Annotated in this window: 1 protein-coding gene; it reads right to left on the bottom strand. The window is 68.8% G+C overall.

The window, feature by feature from the left end; all coding sequences use genetic code 11:
* Positions 1 to 1,236, bottom strand: a 1,236-nt coding sequence (locus ACFFR3_RS50155) for an IS256 family transposase (RefSeq protein WP_345409493.1), incomplete at its 3' end; no start/stop codon positions are given.
* Positions 1,237 to 1,327: the final 91 nt, after the last annotated feature.

Genomic DNA, 1,327 nt, shown 5'->3' with positions numbered 1-1,327 from the left:
AGCAGCAATAGCACTATTAGTCACATTAGTCTCAATAGCGTCCTCGTGTGCCTTCCTCCCGGCAGCCTTGCGGCATTCGGCGAGGACTTCCAGGCCGAGGTAGCGCCGGCCTTCGGTCCATTCGTCGTGCTGTTCGGCCAGGACGGCGCCGACCAGCCGGACGATCGCGTCGCGGTGGGGGAAGATGCCGACCACGTCGGTGCGGCGGCGGATCTCCTTGTTCAGCCGCTCCTGCGGGTTGTTGGACCAGATCTGCCGCCACACGGTCTTGGGGTAGGCGGCGAAGGCGAGGATGTCCTCGCGTGCCTCGTCCAGATGCTCGGCCGCCTTGGGGTACTTGCCCTCCAGCGCCTGGACGACCTGGCGGTGCTGGGCCCGCACCGAGGCGGCGTCGGGCTGCTCGAAGACGGTGCGCAGCATCGTCGACACCCACGGCTGGGCGTTCTTCGGAACACGGGTCGCCAAATTGCGCGCGTAGTGCGCGCGGCACCGCTGCCAGGAGGCGCCGGGCAGGGTGGAGGCGATCGCGTCACGCAGCCCGGCATGGCAGTCGGAGATCACCAGGCTGACGCCGGACAGCCCGCGGGCGACCAGACCGCGCAGGAACGCCAGCCAGCCGGCCCCGTCCTCCGACGACACCACGTCGATGCCGAGGATCTCGCGGTGCCCGTCGGCGTTGACGCCGGTCGCCACCAGCGCGTGCACGTTGACCGTCCGGCCGCCCTCCCTCACCTTCTGCGTGAGCGCGTCGATCCACACGAACGTATACGGCCCGGCATCCAACGGCCGGTTACGGAACTCGCTCACCATCTGATCCAGCTCCCGGGCCATCACGCTGACCTGCGATTTCGACAGCCGGGTCACTCCGAGCTGCTCGGCCAGCCGCTCCACCCGCCGGGTCGAGACGCCCAGCAGGTAGGAGGTGGCCACCACCGAGGCCAGCGCCCGCTCGGCCCGCCGCTGCCGCTCCAGCAGCCACTCCGGGTAATACGAACCTTGCCGCAGCTTCGGGATGGCCAGCTCCACCGTCCCGGCGCGGGTGTCCCACTCGCGCCGCCGGTAGCCGTTGCGCGAGTTGACGCGCTGCTCGGACACCTCGCCGTAGCCGGCCCCGCAGCGCTGCTCGACCTCGGCGTCCATCATCATCTGCGCCATCCGCGCGACCATCTCGCGCAGCACATCGGGCGACGCCGCGGCGAGGGTCTCGTCGAACCACTCACCCTGAGCAGGCAGAATGTCTTTAGCGGCCACTTCTCGTTCTCCTTCTTGCCTTCGACAGCTGTGAAGGATCGCGGAGTGGCCGCCCCCATGTCACATCGATCTTCCC

This window comes from Nonomuraea salmonea (assembly GCF_042428605.1).
GTDB classification, from domain to species: domain Bacteria; phylum Actinomycetota; class Actinomycetes; order Streptosporangiales; family Streptosporangiaceae; genus Nonomuraea; species Nonomuraea salmonea.
The sequence above is the reverse complement of the archived record's forward strand: the minus strand, read 5'-3'. Positions and strand labels throughout refer to the sequence as shown.